The organism is Chitinimonas sp. JJ19 (assembly GCF_036961565.1).
GTDB lineage: Bacteria > Pseudomonadota > Gammaproteobacteria > Burkholderiales > Chitinimonadaceae > Chitinimonas.
The window spans coordinates 67098-85858 of sequence record NZ_JBAMDD010000013.1; the positions used below are offsets into that span (position 1 = coordinate 67098).

The following is an 18761-nucleotide window of genomic DNA, read 5'->3' on the forward strand; positions in this document are numbered from 1 at the left end:
GCAATGCGGGGTCTGTGGTGCCTGGGTGGGCTGACGAGGTTGCCGTGAACCCCGAGTAGCTCAGCAGTTCGATGGGGCCCTGGTATTTCTATCCGCCCCATGCGGCAGGCACCGCTTTGCTAAGGCCGACCTAGCTGTAGACGGCGCCGGTGCAAGGTTGCTGGGGCTTGCCGTCTGGTATGACGCTACTGCGCCAGCTGCCGCAGCCGTTGCATCCGTGCCGGTTCCGCCTTGACCAGCCATTCGTCCTTGGATAGCACGGCAAGGGCGCGGGCGAAGTAGTTGCGGGACTCGTCGCGGCGGCCGGTCAGTAGCAGGTTCTCGCCGATTTCCTCGTAGACGTAACCATCTTCCTCTCCCTGGCGCTGCCAGGCGCGTTCCAGGTCCAGCAGGATGGTCAGGGCGCGTTCCACTTCGCCGCTTTCGCGCAGTACCTTGGCCACGCTCCAGCGGGCTACCAGCAGTGATTTACCGCTGCCGTGCGCCTCGTGCCAGGCCTGCGCCTTGCGCAGGTAGTCGAGCGCCTTGGGCAGGTCTTTCTGGTCGTGGTAGGTCCAGCCCTGGTTGTTGTAGAGCGAGCCCAGCCAGTCCTTGGCGCGCATGTCGCTGCTCTTTTCGGCCAGCTGTATGGCTTGCTGGTTCCATTCCAGCGTGGCCTTGCCGCTATCGACGATGCCCAGCATATGCAGGGCGTCGATGGTGTAGAAGTCCAGGTTGTGGCGCTGTGCCAGCGAGAGTGCGTTGCGGAACCAGCGCCAGGCTTTCTTGGGCTCGCCGGCTGAGTTGATCAGGCGGCCGCGTTCCAGCAGGTAGCGCACGCTGACGGCGGGTGGCAACTGGCCCATGGTGGGCAGTACGGTGTCGAGCGTGAGATTGCCGGCCTGGAAGTTGCCCTGCAGGCCTTGGGCACGGGCGATCTGGGTGAGGAGTTCGCCCGCGGTTGCGCCGTCGCCGGCCTGCTGGGCTTGTTCCAGTGCTTTGCGAAAACGGGTTTCCGATACCGCCGGTTTGTCGTAGTCCCATAGCTTGTCCACGTCGGCCGCCAGGGCCGAGGCCATGAGACTGAGAGCGAACAGGATGCGTACTATCACAAACTCACCTTGATGAAGCCGGATTCAATCAGTTCGTCCAACAGGTAGCTGAAGTCCTCGGCGCTTTCCGAGTCGGGGGCGAAACTGAAAACATCCTGATTGCTGCCTACGCCTTCCAGAATGCTCTGGCTCTCGAACACGCGGGTGCGGCAGAAGTCCTTGCCATAGCGGCGGGTCAGTTCGTGGGAGACTTTCTCTGAGGTGGGGTGGCCGCGCTGGTAGCGGTTGATGAATACCTTGCGAGGGCGATAGAGGCCCTTGGTGGCCAGGCCTTTCAGGGTCTGGTCCAGCTGCTGGGCGCCGTTCATCGCGAGGTATTCGGCGGTGACGGGTACCAGTACGGCATCGGCTGCCATCAGCGCCGAGAGCGACAGTACGCCGATCATGGGGCAGCAGTCGATCAGGACGGGGGTATCGCTATCGGCCAGCATTTCATCTGCCATGGCTTTTTTCAGCCGCCGCAAGTCGCGCCGGTTCTGGGTCAGCATCATATCGACCTTGGCCAGTTCCATATGCGAGGGAATCAGGTTGACCTGGTTGCCCAACTCGGTCACCAGTTCCGATAGGGGCGTCTGGTTCTGGTAGAAGCTGTAGACCGTGCGGTTGGCCTTTGGGGTGAGGCCGGACATGCTGGTCAGGTGGGCCTGCGGGTCCAGGTCGATCACCAATGGCGCCAGCCCGTTGCGGGCCATGGCGGCGGCCAGGTTGGCGGTGGTGGTGGTCTTGCCTACGCCACCCTTCTGATTGAATACGGCAATGATGGTCATGCGGTTCGCCTCGTTGGTCTGCCATCATTTTAGCTGCCGTACGGCCAATGGCGATGAAAAAACGCCCGGCTTGCTGCAGTGGCCGGGCGGTTTGATGGGATGGGCCTGCCTCGAACCAGCCTGCCAAGGGGCTGGCCGGGGCGGGGAGGTTATAGTACTTCGGCGGCGTGGTCGGCCAGGCGTGAGCGCTCGCCCCGCTGCAGGGTGATGTGGCCAGAATGGCCCCAGCCCTTGAAGCGATCCACCACATAGGTGAGGCCGGACGATCCCTCTGTCAGGTAGGGGGTGTCGATCTGGGCGATATTGCCCAGGCAGACCACCTTGGTGCCGGGGCCGGCACGGGTGATCAGGGTCTTCATCTGCTTGGGGGTGAGGTTCTGTGCTTCGTCGATGATGAGAAACTTGTTGAGGAAGGTGCGGCCGCGCATGAAGTTGAGCGATTTGATCTTGATGCGTGACCGTATCAGGTCGCGGGTAGCGGCGCGGCCCCATTCGCCGGACTCGCCATCGGTCTGGTTCAGCACGTCCAGGTTGTCTTCCAGGGCGCCCATCCAGGGGGCCATCTTTTCTTCCTCGGTGCCGGGCAGGAAGCCGATGTCCTCGCCCACCGGCACGGTGACGCGGGTCATGATGATCTCGGTGTAGCGCTTTTCCTCCAACGTCATCATCAGGGCCGATGCCAACGTCAGCAGGGTCTTGCCGGTACCGGCCTGGCCCAGCAGGGTGACGAAGTCGATATCGGGGTTCATCAGCAGATTGATGGCGAAGTTCTGCTCGCGGTTGCGGGCGGTAATGCCCCAGATGGCGTTCTTGGGATGGCTATAGTCCTTCAGCGACTCCAGTACCGCGGTCTTGCCTTCGACCGATTTGACCATGGCCAGGAAGGGTTTGTCGGCCTCCTGCCAGACCATCTGGTTGAGCAGCAGGCTGGCGCAGTCATTGCCCTTGAGCTGGTAGTAAGCGCGGCCACCTTCCTGCCAGCTCTTCATGTCCTTGCCATTTTTCTCCCAGAAGTTCTGGTCTATCTCGCGTACGCCGGTATAGAGCAGGTCGGTGTCTTCCAGCACCTGATCGTTGAAGTAGTCTTCTGCCGCCAGACCCAGGGCGCGCGCCTTGATGCGCATATTGATGTCTTTGGACACCAGCACGACTTCGCGCTTGGCATGCTGCTGCGCCAGTTGCATGACGACGGTAAGTATCTGGTTGTCAGCCTTGCCGACGGGCAGGTCGGCAGGTAGTTCGATGCGGGTGGCCTGGGTCTGCAGGAACAGACTGCCGGTGGCCATGCCCTTGGATGGGTCTTTCAGGGAGACGCCCTGGTTGATCTCACCTTCCTTGCCGCTGACGATATCGTCCAGGAACCGGCTGGCCTGGCGGGCGTTGCGGGCGACTTCGCTCATGCCTTTCTTGTGGCCATCGAGTTCTTCGAGGGTGACCATGGGGAGGCAGACGTCGTGTTCCTCGAAGCGGAACAGGCTGGTGGGGTCGTGCATCAGTACATTGGTATCCAGCACAAAGAGCTTGGTGGTTTTGGCTTTACGGGCAGCGGCCATATTTTCCTCGGGCTAGGTGATAGGTCGGCTTGTGGCCGACGTCGCGAGAACCGGTACCAAATCGGTGCCGCTGACAAAACCCGGCTGGCGTTGCGGAGCAGACCGGCCGTGCTGTCTGGACGGTCTGCTCCGCGCGCCTGTTGCACGCGCCTGCTGCACGCCTGGCCAGCAGTGCTACGTTGGGTTTTGCTCGCGGCGCTCATCCGGCTCCACAAAGCAAAACGCCCGTCACAGGGACGGGCGTTTCGGTCATTTCATCGTTTGCACGAAAGCTAGCACATCGCTCACATGGCCCGGCACCTTCACGCCGCGCCATTCCTTCACAATCTGTCCCTTGCCATCGACGACAAAGGTGCTGCGCTCTATGCCGCGCACCTGCTTGCCGTACATATTCTTCATCTTCATCACGCCGAAGGCTTCGCACAGCTGCTCTTCGGGGTCGGATACCAGTTCGAATGGGAAGGCCATCTTGGCCTTGAAGTTCTCGTGCGACTTGAGGCTGTCGCGGCTGGCGCCGAACACTTGCGTGCCAGCGGCCAGGAAGGCGGCGTGGTGATCACGGAAATCACCGCCTTCGGTGGTGCAGCCTGGGGTGTTGTCCTTGGGGTAGAAATAGAGAACGTAGGGGGTGCCGGCCAGTTGGGCCGTGTCGAAAATCTGGTCGCCCGTCATGGGCAGGCTGAGGGCCGGTACTGCTGTCATTACGTCCTCCGGTTTGATTTGATTGTGGTCAAAAACATGGGGGCATACAAGCACGGGCGCGGATGGCGGATGGTTGTTTTTTCCACCCGGCGCGAAGTGCTTGTTTTGATTGAACTAGCCTCGCATGCCTGTGTTGCAGGCATGTTGTAGGGGTGGGGTCGGGGCTGGGTGCGGTGATTGCCAGTCAGCTGAGTTCGGCCAGCAGTTCCTTGACCCGCACGGCCCTGATGGCCGGGTCGGGCAGGGCGCTTTCCACCCGCAGGCGATCTGGCCCGGCCAGTTTGTAGTTGCGCTTTGTCTGTATCAGTTTCATGACCTTCATGGGGTCCAGGGTATTCTGCGCGGCAAACTGTACCGAGATGGCGATCTCGGAAGCATCGAGCTTGAGTACGCCCATGGGCTTGGCTACCAGGCGCAGGCGGTGGCAATCCAGCAGTATCTTGGCTGGCGGCGGCAGCAGGCCGAAGCGGTCGATCAGCTCCTGCTGCATGTCGTCCAACTCGTCGTTGGTTTCGCAGTTGGCCAGGCGCTTGTAGATGACCAGCCGTTCGTGCACATCGGGGCAGTAGTCATTGGGCAGCAGGGCGGGGCTGTGCAGGTTGATTTCGGTCGCGACGCCCAGCGGGGCGTTGAGATCGGGCTCCACCCCTTTCTTGAGCGCCTTGACGGCTTCGTTGAGCATGGCGGAATACAGCGAGAAGCCGATTTCCTGCATCTCGCCGGATTGGTCGTCTCCCAGCACCTCACCGGCGCCACGGATTTCCAGATCGTGCATGGCGAGATAAAAGCCGGAGCCCAGTTCTTCCATCTGCTGGATGGCTTCCAGGCGCTTTTGCGCCGAGGCCGTCAGGGCCTTGATGTCGGGGACCAGCAGGTAGGCGTAGGCCTGGTGATGGGAGCGGCCGACGCGACCGCGCATCTGGTGCAACTGGGCCAGGCCGAACTTGTCGGCGCGGTTCATGATGATGGTATTGGCATTGGGAATGTCGATACCGGTTTCGATGATGGTGGTGCACAGCAGCAGGTTGAAGCGCTGCTGGTTGAAGTCGCGCATCACCTGTTCCAGATCGCGTTCGCGCATCTGGCCATGGGCGACGCCTATGCGGGCCTCGGGCAGCAAGGCGGCGAGCTTCTCGTGCATATTGATGATGGTGTCTACCTCGTTATGCAGGAAGAACACCTGGCCGCCGCGCTTGAGTTCGCGCAGGACGGCTTCGCGGATAACGCCGTCGCTCCAGTTGGCGACAAAGGTCTTGATGGCCAGCCGACGGCTGGGGGCAGTGGCGATGACGGAGAAGTCGCGCAGCCCCTCCAGCGACATGGCCAGGGTGCGCGGGATGGGGGTGGCGGTCAGCGTGAGTACATCCACTTCGCTGCGCAGGGCCTTGAGCTGTTCCTTGTGGCGGACGCCGAAGCGGTGTTCTTCGTCGATGATGACAAGGCCCAGGTTCTTGAACTTGATGCCGTCCTGCACCAGCTTGTGGGTGCCGATGACGATGTCGATGCTGCCTGATTCCATGCCGGCCACCGCGGCATCGACTTCTTTCTTGGAGCGGAAGCGGCTCAGTTCGGCCACCCGTACCGGCAGGTCGGCAAAGCGGTCGGAGAAATTCTGGAAGTGCTGCTCGGCCAGCAGGGTGGTAGGGACCAGCACGGCGACCTGCTTGCCGTCTGCCACCGCCACATAGGCGGCCCGCAGGGCGACTTCGGTCTTGCCGAAGCCCACATCGCCGCAGATGAGCCTGTCCATGGGCTTGCCGCTGGTCATGTCGGCGATCACGGCTTCAATGGCGCCGGCTTGGTCGGCGGTTTCCTCAAAGCCGAAGCCGTCGGCAAAGGCTTCGTAATCGTGCGGCTTGAAGCCAAAGGCGTAGCCTTCACGGGCGGCGCGTCGGGCGTAGAGGTTGAGCAGTTCGGCGGCGGTATCGCGTACCTGTTCGGCAGCCTTGCGTTTGGCTTTCTCCCATTGACCCGAACCCAGCTTGTGCAGCGGTGCACTGTCTTCGGCACCGCCAGCATAGCGACTGATCAGGTGCAACTGGGCGACGGGGACATAGAGCTTGTCGCTGCCGGCGTATTCCAGCAGCAGCATCTCGGTGACGCCTTCACCGAGATCCATGCTGACCAGGCCCATGTAGCGGCCTATGCCGTGTTGTTCGTGTACTACCGGATCGCCGACCTTGAGTTCGGACAGATCGCGCAGCATGCCTTCGGCGTTGCTGCGCTTTTGCGCCTTGCGGCGGCTGAGGGTGCTGCTGTGGCCGTACAGGTCGGCCTCGGTAATCACAGCCATACCGCTGACGATAAAGCCAGCCGCCAGGGGTGAGACGCCCAGCACTACCCGTGCAGTGCTGGCGAGGCAGTCCTGCCAGGTTTCGGCTACGGCGACGCTGAGGCCGTATTCGGCAAAGTATTGGTGCAGGGTCTCGCGGCGGCCCAGGGATTCGGCCAGCAGCACAACGCGGCCATCGAAGCCATCGACAAAGTCGGCCAGTTTCTGGATGGGGTTGTCGGCACGGCGGTCTACCCGCAGGTCGGGCAGGCTTCGGCTGGCTTCACGCCAGGCGGTTTCGCGCGCGTCCTCTACCGCTGGCGCCTCGGCCGTGAGTTCCAGCCGCCGGTAGGGCTTCATCAGGGCGAAGAAGCGGTCGGTGCCGATAAACAATTCATTGGGTGGCAGCAGGGGGCGGTCGCGGTCGCCGGCCAGCATCTTGTAGCGGCTTTGGGTATCGGCCCAGAAGCGGTCACAGGCCTGCATGAGGTCGCCATGCTGTGCCAGCAGGGCATCTGCGGGCAGGTAGTCGAACAGGGTGGCGGTCTGGTCGAAGAACAGCGGCAGGTAGTACTCGACGCCGGGGGGAATCAAGCCGCTGGAGATATCCTTGTAGACCCGCGACTTGCTGGGATCGCCCTCGAATACCTCGCGAAAGCGTGAGCGGAACTTGGCGCGGCCGTTGTCGTCGAGCGGGAATTCACGTGCGGGCAGCAGGCGTATCTCTGGCACCGGATAGATGCTGCGCTGGGTATCGACATCAAAGGTACGGATGGTTTCGATGTCGGAATCGAACAGGTCCAGCCGGTAGGGCAGGGTGGAGCCCATGGGGAAGAGGTCGATCAAGCCGCCACGGATGGAGAATTCACCGGGGCCATAGACCTGGGTGACATGGCTGTAGCCGGCGAAGGCCAGATCACTGCGGAGTTTCTCCACATCCAGCCGGGTCTTGGCCTTGAGGAAGAAGCTGTAGGCGGTGAGGTATTCGACCGGTGGCAGCGGCATCAGCGCGGTCTGTACCGGCACGATGATGACGTCGGCCTGTTGCTGGCGTATCTGCCACAGCGTGGCCAGCCGCTCTGATATCAGATCGTGGTGCGGCGAAAAGCTGTCGTAGGGCAGGGTTTCCCAGTCGGGCAGGAGGACGACAGTCTTGTCGGGGGCAAACCAGGCGATCTCGTCCTTTAGCCGTGCTGCCGTCTGGGCATCGGCTGCCAGTATGGCCAGGGGTTTGACCTGGCCCGCCATCGCAGCGAGCAAGCTGGCATCGCTGGAGCCGGCAGGCAATACGAGTCGGGTGCGTTGGCCGGCGGGTGGCAGCGGCGGTATGGGCAGCAAGTGCGGCATGGCGAGCGGCGGATGGGGTGGGTTCGGCGAAGCAGACGATTATACGCCGACGCCATGCTGGCCGTTGCGTGTGCTCAAGGAAACTGTATCGGGTAAGAACGATGCAGGAACCGGCGGGGCGGACGCTAGCTGCCGGTAACGATGCGCTGGTCCTGTTTTTCCAGCCAGGCACTGAAGTCTTTGGCAGGCATGGCTTTGGCGTAGTGCCAGCCCTGTGCTTCGGGGCAGCCCATGCGGCTCAGCACGGTTGCCTGCTCCAGCGTTTCCACCCCTTCGGCAATGGTCTGGAAACCCAGGCTGGCCGCAAGGCCGACAATGGCACGGGTAATAGCGGTGTCGCCTGCGTCGCCGGGCAGCCCCCGTACAAAGCTTTGGTCTATCTTGAGCCGGTCTATGGGCAGGCGCTTGAGGTAAGCCAGGGAGGAATAGCCGGTACCGAAGTCGTCGATGGCCAGTTGCACGCCCAGGGCCTTGAGGGCGCGGAGTCGCATGGCGACAGCGTCGATATGCTGCATCACCACGCTTTCGGTGACCTCCAGTTCCAGGCAGGCCGGTTCCAGGCCGCTGGCGATCAGGGCTTTCTCAACCAGTCTGGGCCAGTTCTGGCGCTGGAACTGTACGGCCGAGACGTTGACGGCAACCCGTAGCGGCTGGGCCCGGCCTTGGTTCCAGAGTGCGGCCTGGCGGCAGGCCTCAAACAGTATCCATTCGCCTATGGGCAGGATAAGGCCGGATTCCTCCGCAACCGGGATGAACTTGGCCGGGGAAATCGGCCCCAGGCTGGGGTGGTTCCAGCGCAGCAGGGTTTCCATGCCTATGGGCCTGCCGTCACTGATATCGACCTGGGGCTGGAAGGATAGCCAGAGTTCGCCGTTGTCGATGGCGCGGCGCAGGTCCTGTTCGAGTTCGAACGGCGCGTTGACCTCATGGGATAGGTCGGGCGTATAGAGCCGTACCGTGTCGAGTGCCTCGCGCTTGCAACGCTGCATGGCGGCGGTGGCGTGGGCCAGGATGTTGACGGTGTCTTCGCCATGCTCGGGGAAGCAGGCGGCGCCGATGCTGGGCCGTATCAGCAGGGTGTCGGCATCCAGCACGAAGAGGGCATTGAAGCAGCCGCCTATACGCCTTGCGATGCGCATCACATCTTCCAGCGTGTGCAGGCCGCCTACGGCGATGCCGAATTCGTCGCCGCCCAGCCGGCCCATCAGGGCATTGCTCAGTTGCAGGGCGCGCAGGCGTTCGCCTATCTCGCTGAGTATGCGGTCGCCTTTTTCGCGGCCATACACCTGATTGATGACCCGCAGGCGATTGAGGTTGAGCACGGCCACCAGGGCGCGCTGCTTTTGCTGGCGAGTAGTTCGGAGGAATTCTGCCAGGCGGGCGCGGAAGACCTCGGCGTTGAGTACGCCAGTGAGGGTGTCAACTGCGGTGAGCTCACGTATCCGTTGCTCGGCCTCGATGCGCTCGCTGAGATCGCTGAATACGGCAAGGTAGTTTTCGGTCTCGCCATGTTCGTTCTTGACCGACGAAATGGTCAACCATTCGGGGTAGATCTCGCCGTTACGGCGACGGTTCCATATCTCGCCACGCCAATGGCCGTGCTGGGTGAGCCTTTGCCACATGTCGCGGTAGAACTGCGCACTTTGGCGGCCTGATTGCAGCATGCGGGGGGTTTGCCCCAATACTTCGTCCACTGAGTAGCCGGTGATCTCGCAAAACCGGGGGTTGACGGCGCGTATGACGCCGGCGGGGTCGGTGACGATGACGCCGTCGTTGGCGCGTTCTATCAGTCTGTCCATCAACCTGAGCCGGCGGAGGCGGCGCAGGTGGCCCAGGCCGAAGGAGACGGCGTCGGCCAGGCGGGTGATGACCTCGACCAGTTCGGCATCAAAATAGCCCACATGCTGGCTGGCGACAGTGAGGGTGCCAACTATGCGTCCTTCCTCAAACAGAGGAAAGGCGGCAAAAGCGTTGAGTTGATGGTCGCGGTACAGCTCACGCTGCAGGGCAAACGCATAGTCTTTGTCGATATCGTTGCAGATGAAGGGCTTGCCGGACTGGATGGCGCGCAGTGAAACCGGTGCTGCGTTAGCGCTTGCAGGGTCCAGCGACAGCGGTTCAGCGTAGATGGCGGTGGCCTCGCCCAGGCTATAGCAGCTGTGGAGGAGTTTTTTATCGGGGTCGATACGGGTGACGGCGGTGACGCGTATCCCCGGATTGCTGACGACGGCCTCGCAGACGGCCTGGTATAGCGGTTCGGCATGCTCTGCCCGCATGGCGGCATCGCCCACCTTGGAGACGGCTTGATAGAAGCCGGCCAGTGCCTGTATGCGATGGTGGGCCAGGCGGTTGCTGGCTCGGCTGCGTTGTATCAGCCAGTGCAGTGCGGCACCGGTGAGCAGGACGAAGAACCAGCCCTTGAAGGTCTGCAGCGTGGCGATCAGGGTGGGCGAACTGACCAGGGCCTGGAGCAGGCGATCGGAAAAGGCGATCCATGCCGCTGCGATCAGGACGTAGTAGAGACTGGGCGGTATGCGCTGCAACAACGTACGTAAGGACATTGGGGCCGTTTATTGTTGACCGGTGTATGGGCGCTGCCTTCCTCCTGCCCGGCGCCTTGCCTATCAGCATAGACCGTACGCGGTGCAGTTATCATTTTCCTGATAGTTGCATGAGCGGGTCAGGTGTCCTGGTGGCCAGCAGACCCGGATGCGGCTGGGCAATCGGCTTGCCCGAAGCGCTTGTGGCTGCGTTATTTATGGCGCTTGCCGGATTTCTTTTTGGGCTTGGCGGGCTTGCGCTTGGGGGCTTCGACCTTGGGTAGCAGGCTGGGGTCGTGATAGGCGGCCTTGATGCGCTGGGCCAGTTCGTGCACCGCCATTGCGTAGTGGGTGCTGCGGTTGTAGCGGGTGATGGCGTAGAAGTTGGCGAGGCCGAGCCAGTAGCGGGTCACACCGGGTTCGTGCTCGAGCGGTGCCAGTACGGCCAGCGGGTCGCCATTGAGCGGTTCGGCGGGGCGTACGCCATAGGCTGCCAGTTCGCTGACCTTGTAGTGCAGATTGAACTTGTCTGCGACCAGCGGGGCGTAGCCTTCGCCCTCCACGGTGGCAGGCACCAGCAGTGCTTGGCCGCGTTGCCAGCCATGCTGGACGAAATAGTTGGCCACGCTGGCCAGGATATCGCCCTGGTTGTTCCAGATGTCGTGGCGTCCGTCTTTGTCCCAGTCGGCAGCATAGGCGTGGAAGCTGGACGGCATGAACTGCGGCGCACCCATGGCGCCGGCGTAGCTGCCCTTGAATTCAAACGGGTCGGCCTGCTCATCCCGCGCCAGCAGCAGGAACTCGCGTAACTCCTTGCGGAAGAAATCGGCACGCCGGGGGTAGTCGAAGGCGATGGTGCCGAGTGCATCCATGACGCGGAAGCTGCCGGTATTGCGGCCCCAAAGGGTTTCTACGCCAAGTATGGCGACCAGGTATTCGGGCTCTACGCCATATTGATCTGATACTGCCTGCAGTAGCGGGGCATTGGCCTGCCAATACGCTACACCCAGGCGTAGGCGGGTATCGTTGACGAAGTCGGGACGAAAGGCATGGTAGGGGCGGCTGGTGGAAGGCTTATCCAGCACGGCCAGGATGTTGGGCTTGAGTGTGACCTGGGCAAACTGCTGGACCAGCGCGGCGCGGTCGAAGCCATACTGGGTGGCCATTTCGTCGATGAAGGCCTGTACGTCGGGCCGCTCCCAGTAGGCGGGCGTGGCCTCGGGCGCGGACGGGGGCGGCGCATCGTCGGCGAGGCAGGCGATGGCGGCGAGGGAGAGCAGCAGCGAACGTAGGATCAAAACAGGGTATCCAGTGGTGTGGGGCACGGCATGCCAGCCTATCGCGGTGGCGCGACGGGCTGACAGGCTCAGTGGTGGTGCGAGAGCGCGGAAGACAGCAGCCGCGCGGTGATATCAACAATGGGTATCACCCGCTCATAGGCCATGCGGGTAGGGCCGATGACGCCCAGGGTGCCGACGATCTGGCCATTGACCTTGTAGGGGGCGGTGACGACCGAGCATTCATCCAGCGAAGAAATGCCGGCTTCCTGGCCTATGAATATCTGCACACCGGCAGCATGCTGGCCGTGATCCAGCAATTGCAGCAGGGCGGTTTTCTCTTCAAACACGCGGAACAGCTGGCGCAGGCGTTCGACATTGCCTGATAGCTCGTCTACCCGCAGCAGATTGCTTTCACCGGTGATCACCATGGGCGTGGCTTCTTCGGCCATGGCCTGGCTGCCGGCCTCGACTGCCGCGTTCATCAGGGCCGAGATATTGCCCTGCAGATTGCGTAGATCCTGGTAGACGGCATCACGTACTTCTTCCAGCGTCTTGCCTACGCAGTGCTGGTTGAGGAAGTTGGTGGCTTCAATCAGCTCGCTGGCGGAATGGTCGCGCTCGGTCAGCAGGATGCGGTTCTGCACATCGCCATCAGCGGTGACCAGGATCAGCAGGATGCGTTTTTCGGCCAGGCGGACGAATTCCACCTGGGCCAATGGGATGCCGCGCCGCTTGGGCGACATGACCACGCCGGCGAATTCGGTCAACTGCGACAGCAAGGTGGAAGCGGCTGCTACGGCACGGGTGGGGTTGTCGGGCTGCAACTGTCCTTGCAACTCTCGTATCTGAAGTTGCTCCAACGGTTGGATGGTGAGCAGGGTATCGACGAACAGACGATAACCCAGCGGCGTCGGGATACGTCCCGCTGAGGTATGCGGGCTGATGATCAGCCCCAGTTCTTCCAGGTCGGACATCACATTGCGTATGGATGCCGGTGACAGTTCCAGACCCGAGAACTTGGATAGGGTGCGGGAACCAACCGGCTGGCCTTCGGCGATATAGCGCTCGACCAGGGTCTTTAGCAGTATTTGGGCGCGTTCGCTGAGCATATCGGCGATTGTAGCGCGTCGCCGCGCTGCGGCAAGCGGCCATGTTTGCGTTCTACAACATCGCTATTGCTGCATTGCGACAAATGCAGGGGATGGTTGTTCGCATTGTCAGCTAGGCGTAGGCTTCGGCCCTTGCGCCCACACTCGGATGGTGCATTGCATAAGGGGGGTACCGAAATCATGAAAAGCTTACGTCTGCTCTTGCCGGTCTTGCTGCTGGCGATTTTCTCTACCGCGCAGGCCGAAGAAGTGCGCATTGCCATCGAAGGCAAATACCCGCCTTTCTCTGACGTAGATGCCAAGGGCAATCTCAAGGGTTTTGACATCGATATCTCCCAGGCGCTGTGCAAGGAGATGAAGGTGGAGTGCAAGCTGGTCAAGGTGGACTGGGATGACTTGATCCCGGCCCTGCAGGAGAAGAAGGTGGACGCGGCGGTGGCCATGATGTCCATCACGGAAGAGCGCAAGAAGCAGGTTGATTTTACTGACCGCTACGCCAATACGCCGGCATTCTTCTTTGCCAAGAATAAGCGCGTGCCCTATGTGTTCATCACGCCCAAGCGCATTGCCAAGATGAAGATAGGCGTACAGGCCGATACCACCTATGACCGCTACCTGACGGCCAAGTATTCGGCTACTTCGCCCATTACCCGCTACAAGAACGCGGACGAAATGTACGATGGCCTGAGCCGTAACGAGGTCGACATGGTAATGGATGACGTGGTGGCCGGTTATTATGGCTTCCTGCAGACCCCCAAGGGCCAGGGTTTCGAGCTGGTAGGCTCGTCGGTGGTTGACCCCAAGTTCTTTGGCGAGGGCCAGGGCATTGCGCTGCGCAAGGGCAATACCGCCCTGAAGTCACGTTTGAATACGGCGCTGGCCGCCATTCTGGAGAATGGTACTTACCAGGAAATCCAGCGTAAGTACTTTATCTTCAATATCTATTGATCAGCGAGTACTTGCCCAATGCAAACAGGCCGCGATGCGGCCTGTTTGCATTGGGTGCGAGCTCTATTGAAAAGCCGGTTTCTGCCAGCCCCCTCAGTGGAGCAGGGCGGATTCACGGCTGATGAGCGCGCTGATTTCCCGCAGATCGCTCAGGGGCGTAGCGCTGGCGCTGAGCTGCGGTGAGCGGGTACGGTAGGCGAAGCCGGCATCGGCAGCCTTGATCAGGCATAGGTCGTTGTCGCCGTCACCCACCATCAGGGTGTGGCCAAAAGGCTGATCGGCGAAATCCTCCAGATGCTGCAAGACATTGCGCTTGCATATCACATGGCTGGCGCAGCCGGACGAATGCGCGAACAGTTCGTTGACTCTCAGCTCGCCAGTGGCTTCGCCCTGGGCGAAGTTCAGCACATGGGCGACGGCAAAATCGGCAAAGACACGCTTGCGGATGATTTCTGCCGCGATGTAGTAGCTGTCTGAGACGATACCGACGCGATAACCCATCTTGCGCAGCTGTATCACGGCCTCTACAGCGCCTTCCTGCAAGGGAATGGATTTTGCCACGTCGATGAATGTCTGCTGGGGCAGGCCCTTGAGCAAAGCTGCGATGGCCTGGGAGCGGGTAGCGGCATCCAGAATGCCGTTGTCCAGCAGGGGGTGCAGCGCCTCTTCAAAGCCGGCACGCTGCGCCAGGGCCTGGATGAAGCGCCCCTTCAGCAAGGTGCCGTCCATATCAAACAGGGCCAGCTTGCCGCCTGCGTCGATGCTGGATGCGATGCCGTCCAGTTCCGCACCAAGCTGGCGCTCGTGCTCCATGGTCTCGGCCAGCTTGTCGGCCTGCAGTCTGCCTACCAGCTCGGCCCGGCGCAGGATGGCACGGCTGACCTGCATGGCCATATTGCCCAGGCTGGCCAGTGGCTTGCTGTCGTGCTCTACCGTGCCGACATCCACTTCTACCACCAGCGCGCCCAGGAAATGGGCGTCGATAAGCAGGCCGATGTCCACGCCGAAGTCGTCTTCGAACCTGAGCCGCTGTAATAGCTCGGTGCGGGCCGCGATGATACCGCCCAGTGGCTGGCTGAACTGGCTGAGTTCCGGAAAGAAGGTACGTAACAGCGGCCTGGCTGTGAGTTCGGTGACGCGACCGGCAGATCGGGCGAAGCTGGCTTTGACGAAGTCTGCCCCGCGCTCAAGCGGAGACAGCATGCGGTCTATCAGCGAGGCGTCCAACCTGCGCATATCGCCATCCAGATAGAGGATGAAGTCTGTCTGGACGATTGCTAGCGCATCACGCATGGACGGGCCTTTTCCCAGCAAGGTGCTGGTGATGACGTTTGCCCCAGCTTCTGTTGCCAACCGAACGGTGTCATCAATCGAGCCATCATCCACCACAATGACTTCCCGAACAGAGGGGTGGGCTTTGGCGAATCGGACAACCGACCCGATGTTGGCGGCCTCGTTCAAGGCTGGAATGGCGATGGTCAACATGCTGTATCTCCCTAGGGTGTCGTGCTATCTGATGCTGCTCAGATGCGCTTGTGTGCACGGGAAAGGCTTGGAACGACGCCATCCCATGCATCCATTGTATTTGCATTTGTAGGAATGTAATTTTACACCAGCCGGGCGGTACTGCCGACTATTCTGGTGGCCAGTAGTCGGGCGGGAGGCTCTGGGAGCGTAGCGTGGTTTGGTTTAGGCTGAAAGGATGAAACCCTGGCGAGCCAGGGTTTTATGAGGGGGATGTCAGTCGTCGAACTCGATGGGTTCGTCCAGGTTCTTGCAGAAGTTGAACTTGCTGGGTTCGCTGTAGCTGCCATCGGCAAACTTGGCCCTTATCCACTGATCGCAGCCTTCGTTATCGGTGCTCTCGTCCCATTCCATGCGCTCTTTCTTGCCGGGGCCGATACCGCTACCTATGTCAAAGTCGCCCCAGTCCTTCTTGGTCTCGGACACCTGCAGCTTCACTATCTTGGTCTTGGTGTTGTTCTGGACGTAGAAATACCATTCGCTGGCAGCTTGCGCCGTAATGGTGGCAAGGGTTAACACGGTTACACCGATGGCGGTATGCGGCAGCCTAATCTTCAGCATGGCAATACTCCTGTATTGGAAAAGGCAATGCCGGGCAGTGTTACCGTGCCCGGCATTGCAATATAGGCCATGCTTGATACGGCGCCAGCCGATGGAAAGGGATAGCCGTGTGCCTGGCTGATGCGGCCTTACCTGCTACAGCAGCTTGAAGGCCAGCATCGCCACCAGGGTGGGCGGGAGTGCTGCCGCCAGCAGCCCCAGCGGGTGGACGGCACCGTCGTCGAACTTTTCGCGCAGGATGGCGATACCCGCCGGGTTGGGCGCGTTGGCGATGATGGTCAGGCCACCCCCAGTGACGGCACCGGCTACCAGGGCGTACTTGAACTCGTCGGACAATCCTTCGACCAGTGAGCCCAGATAGGTCAGGGCGGCATTGTCGGTCACGGCGGTCAGTGCGGTGGCACCGAAGTAGACGGCATCGGCATTCATGCTCAGGAGCACGGGTTGCAGCCACCACTGCTGCTGCCCACCCAGCACTACCAAGCCTGCCAGGAAGAAGGCCACCAGCAGGCCTTCACGCAGGATCAGCTTGTCCTGATGGCGTTCGTAAGCGTGGGCCACGCCGAGGAAGAACAGGAATAGCCCCATGAAGACGGCGGGATGATGGGCAAATACCACGACCCCGACCATGAACAGCAGATGCACGGCGATCAGCGCCGGGGGGACAGGGTGTGTCGCCGCGCCTGTGCTGTTTGGCTGTAGGCCCAGCAATTCCTTGCGCAGCAGGGTAGTCACCGCAACCGCGTTGAACAAGACGGCGGCGGCAGCTTTCCAGCCAAAGGTGGTGATCATGAACGCGATATCCCAGTTCCAGGTGGCGGCAACCATCAGGACGGGCGGTGCGGCGAAAGGTGTCAAGGTGCCGCCGATGGAGATGTTGACGAACAGTACCCCCAGGGTGGCGTACTTGAACCGGTTGCTGACACCGGCACCCAGATAGCGATCGCGCAGTACCAGCGCTGCCAGCGTCATGGCGGCCGGTTCGGTGATAAAGGAACCCAGCAGGGGAACCAGTGCGAGCACCAGGAAGTAATGCGCCAGGTTCGTCTGCAGGGGGATCAACCTGGCCAGCGCCTCAACCAGCCAATTGGCCAACTGCAATATGGGGCGGGTGCCGGCAATGACCATGATGGCGAAGACAAACAGGGGCTCGGTGAAATTGCGCGAATCGATATAGGCCGTTGCCACATCCTTGCCCTGCAGGAAGAACATCGCCAGCATCAACACCATGGCCCAGAAGCCGAAAACCACCTCCACCTCGCCCAGCAGATGCCAAATGCCGGCATGTTGTGGCCGGCTATGGGCCAGGCGCTCGAAGAACTTGGTGGAGAAGGTGTGTATCAGGGCGATGGCAAACAGCGCTGCGCCTATGATCTGTATCGTGGTTGGGTTCATGTGTGTGTCTGTACCGTTGATGGCGCGTTTTAAGGCTCAGTGGCAGATGTAATGGGATGCATGATGCTGTGTGCAGTGGCTTACAGCAAGGCTTGGCGGTGGCATGAGGCATGCCTCGTTATATTCCCACAAATATAAGCGCAGGTGGGTTAACGTGCTTTGACGCTATGTTGGGTCGCGAGGCGCCTGCTTGGCTTTGCTGCCTGTTGCTTATTGGCATCTTGCTGCGGTCCAGCATCGACGACGCTGGTGTGGCACTACTATAGTGGCCGACTATTTTTCAGGAGTCCGCCATGTCTGCTTCACGCCTTTGGATTTGCAGCTTGCTATGTCTTGCCTTTGGGGTGCCCGTCCAGGCAGAAGACGACCCGCAGGCCGCCCTGAAGGCGCGTCTGGCCCGCGTGCAGGCATTGCGGGCAGAGCGACCCGGTGATGGCTTGCTGGCGTACTACCAGGCCATGACGCATGCCAGCCTGGGCGACAAGGCTGCCGCACTCGCAGAACTAAGGGCGCTGAAGGGACGCAAGCTGGGCTTGGTGCCTTCGCCCGGCCTGGGGTTTGACGCGCTGTGGGCGGATGCCGATTTCCAGGCTGTGCGGCAGGAGCTGGCTGCGGACGAGCCCCGCACGCCGGATGCGCCAGTCGGTTTGCGCCTGCCAGACCCCAAGCTGATACCAGAGGGGATTGCCCATGATGCACGCGGCAAGCGTTTCTTCCTGAGCAGCGTGGCCCTGCACAAGATAGTGGTGGTCGATGCCAAGGGACGAACCAAGGATTTCTCGCGCAAGACCGATAAGCTGGATGCCGTGCTGGGCTTGGCAGTAGATGCCCCACGGGGCGTGCTCTATGCCGTCAGTACCAATGGCTTTGAGGACAGCAACAAGCTGGCACGCCGCAATGCGGTGCTGCGCTACGATCTGCGCACCGGCAAATTGCTGGGCAGGCTGGAGGGGGCGGATGCCCTGCAGTTCAACGATGTGGCGGTTGCCGATGACGGTAGCGTTTATGTCAGCGATTCGGCTGAAGGCTCGCTCTGGCGATTGAAGCCGGGCGAAGCAGCGCTTGCCCGCTTTGGCGAGAAGGGCAGCTTGCGTGGCGCCAACGGCTTGGCGGTAGGCCAGGGGAATGCCTTGTATGTGACCCTCTCCACCGGTATTGCCCGGGTGGATGCGACAACGGGCGAAGCGATGCGCATGCCGCAACCCGATACGGTCATGACAGGCGGGATAGATGGGCTTTACTGGCGTGATCAGGCGCTGTTTGGGGTGCAGAACAGCACCAACCCAGGGCGGGTGATACGCGTGGCACTTGCCGCCGATGGCCGCAGCATCAGCGGTATGACGGTGCTGCAGTCGCATCACCACCCTGCACTGGATGAACCGACCACCGGCACCTTGGTGGGGGATAAGCTGTATGTGATTGCGAATTCCTTTGTGGGGCGCTACCAAGCCGATGGCAGCCTGAAGGATGCAGCCAGCCTCAAGCCCACCCTAGTGCTGGCGGTGCCGCTGCAGCGCTAGCTTGTCAGGCTGCACTTGACCGTACAGGCCTGCCTGGTTTAAAACAGCAGTACTTGTTCAACCCACTCTCAGTCAGGAAAGGAGAAACACCGATGTCTGTTGCTACGTATCTCCGCTTAATCCGCTGACCCATACCGCCATTGGCGTGAAGG

At 61.3% G+C, this 18761-nt stretch carries 13 protein-coding genes; 2 read left to right on the plus strand and 11 right to left on the minus strand.

The genetic code is table 11. The features are described 5' to 3' along the window. Nucleotides 1-185: 185 nt before the first annotated feature. The 8 genes from V7714_RS15645 to hrcA all read right to left on the minus strand — a co-directional run bounded on the left by V7714_RS15645 (nucleotide 186) and on the right by hrcA (nucleotide 12661). Nucleotides 186-1091 (minus strand): hypothetical protein, encoded by a 906-nt coding sequence (locus tag V7714_RS15645; RefSeq protein ID WP_335710542.1) that lies wholly within the window; start codon nucleotides 1089-1091, stop codon nucleotides 186-188. Beyond that, on the minus strand, nucleotides 1088-1858 hold the full coding sequence (locus V7714_RS15650) for a ParA family protein (protein WP_335710543.1): 771 nt from the start codon (nucleotides 1856-1858) through the stop codon (nucleotides 1088-1090). Before V7714_RS15650 ends, V7714_RS15645 begins: the two co-directional genes overlap by 4 nt. Before the next feature lie 149 nt (nucleotides 1859-2007). After that, nucleotides 2008-3411, minus strand: a complete 1404-nt coding sequence (locus V7714_RS15655) for a PhoH family protein (protein ID WP_335710544.1) — start codon at nucleotides 3409-3411, stop codon at nucleotides 2008-2010. Between the two features lie 249 nt (nucleotides 3412-3660). After that, complete coding sequence (locus V7714_RS15660) at nucleotides 3661-4113, minus strand: peroxiredoxin (RefSeq protein WP_335710545.1); 453 nt, start codon at nucleotides 4111-4113, stop codon at nucleotides 3661-3663. Nucleotides 4114-4297: 184 nt separating this feature from the next. Beyond that, entirely contained in the window at nucleotides 4298-7732 is a 3435-nt protein-coding gene (gene mfd, locus V7714_RS15665; protein WP_335710546.1) for a transcription-repair coupling factor, read from the minus strand. Nucleotides 7733-7857: 125 nt separating this feature from the next. Beyond that, on the minus strand, nucleotides 7858-10293 hold the full coding sequence (locus V7714_RS15670) for a bifunctional diguanylate cyclase/phosphodiesterase (RefSeq protein ID WP_335710547.1): 2436 nt from the start codon (nucleotides 10291-10293) through the stop codon (nucleotides 7858-7860). Nucleotides 10294-10484: 191 nt separating this feature from the next. Beyond that, nucleotides 10485-11570: a lytic murein transglycosylase B gene (gene mltB / locus V7714_RS15675; RefSeq protein ID WP_335710548.1), complete on the minus strand. Its 1086-nt coding sequence runs from the start codon at nucleotides 11568-11570 to the stop codon at nucleotides 10485-10487. Between the two features lie 68 nt (nucleotides 11571-11638). Then, nucleotides 11639-12661: a heat-inducible transcriptional repressor HrcA gene (gene hrcA, locus V7714_RS15680; RefSeq protein WP_335710549.1), complete on the minus strand. Its 1023-nt coding sequence runs from the start codon at nucleotides 12659-12661 to the stop codon at nucleotides 11639-11641. A gap of 180 nt (nucleotides 12662-12841) precedes the next feature. On the opposite strand from hrcA, the gene V7714_RS15685 reads away from it, so the two are divergent. Continuing rightward, complete coding sequence (locus V7714_RS15685; protein ID WP_335710550.1) at nucleotides 12842-13609, plus strand: transporter substrate-binding domain-containing protein; 768 nt, start codon at nucleotides 12842-12844, stop codon at nucleotides 13607-13609. 93 nt (nucleotides 13610-13702) lie between these two features. Here the strand turns inward: V7714_RS15685 and V7714_RS15690 are convergent, their stop codons facing one another. The 3 genes from V7714_RS15690 to V7714_RS15700 form a co-directional block, all read right to left on the minus strand. Then, entirely contained in the window at nucleotides 13703-15094 is a 1392-nt protein-coding gene (locus tag V7714_RS15690) for an HAD-IB family phosphatase (protein WP_335710551.1), read from the minus strand. A 255-nt stretch (nucleotides 15095-15349) separates the two neighbouring features. Then, on the minus strand, nucleotides 15350-15694 hold the full coding sequence (locus tag V7714_RS15695; protein ID WP_335710552.1) for a hypothetical protein: 345 nt from the start codon (nucleotides 15692-15694) through the stop codon (nucleotides 15350-15352). Nucleotides 15695-15829: 135 nt separating this feature from the next. After that, nucleotides 15830-17089 carry a putative Na+/H+ antiporter gene (locus V7714_RS15700; RefSeq protein WP_335710553.1) on the minus strand — a complete coding sequence of 420 codons (1260 nt, stop codon included), beginning with the start codon at nucleotides 17087-17089 and terminating at the stop codon, nucleotides 15830-15832. A 293-nt stretch (nucleotides 17090-17382) separates the two neighbouring features. Here V7714_RS15700 and V7714_RS15705 point away from each other — a divergent pair, with 293 nt between their 5' ends. Then, nucleotides 17383-18609 (plus strand): hypothetical protein, encoded by a 1227-nt coding sequence (locus V7714_RS15705; protein WP_335710554.1) that lies wholly within the window; start codon nucleotides 17383-17385, stop codon nucleotides 18607-18609. Nucleotides 18610-18761: the final 152 nt, after the last annotated feature.